We start from the raw sequence: 425 nt of genomic DNA, 5'->3' as shown, positions 1-425 counted from the left end.
GGGCCGCACACGCTTCGATGAGGCGCCGCACCCCAGCCGGTCTGATCTTTCCGGAGTCGTATCCTGAAGGGAGTGCGTCGTTTGCGAGGAGTTTCGACATGACCACCAAGACTTTACCCGTACCCCCTGAAAACCGCAGCGACAAGGGCCCCGGCGGCAACGCCACCGAGCCGGTCAACCAGGCGAAGGAGCGGTCCCAGGAAGGCTCCGACAAGACCGGTCGGCACGCCAATATTCGGCAGAACACAACCAACCAAGGTTACCAGCAGGATCGATAGGAGGAAGCGATGTCCACCTCGACCAAGACGCCCTCCAGTATTCGGCAAGGCGGGCCGGGCTCGGCGCACGAAAATGCCAAGGCTCCGTTGGAAATCAAGAAGCCGCCGTCCCAATCCGACCTCCGGCGGCGCAGTACGGTTTCGGGC

Annotated in this window: 1 protein-coding gene; it reads left to right on the top strand. The window is 62.8% G+C overall.

The genetic code is table 11. The features are described from left to right. Positions 1 to 98: 98 nt before the first annotated feature. Entirely contained in the window at positions 99 to 278 is a 180-nt protein-coding gene (locus AB4Y92_RS25995) for a hypothetical protein (protein WP_441822246.1), read from the top strand. Positions 279 to 425 lie beyond the last annotated feature (147 nt).

The sequence above is a fragment of the Lysobacter sp. TAB13 genome (genome assembly GCF_052113885.1).
Taxonomy (GTDB): domain Bacteria; phylum Pseudomonadota; class Gammaproteobacteria; order Xanthomonadales; family Xanthomonadaceae; genus Lysobacter; species Lysobacter gummosus.
This window is presented reverse-complemented; position numbering and strand designations above follow the sequence as displayed.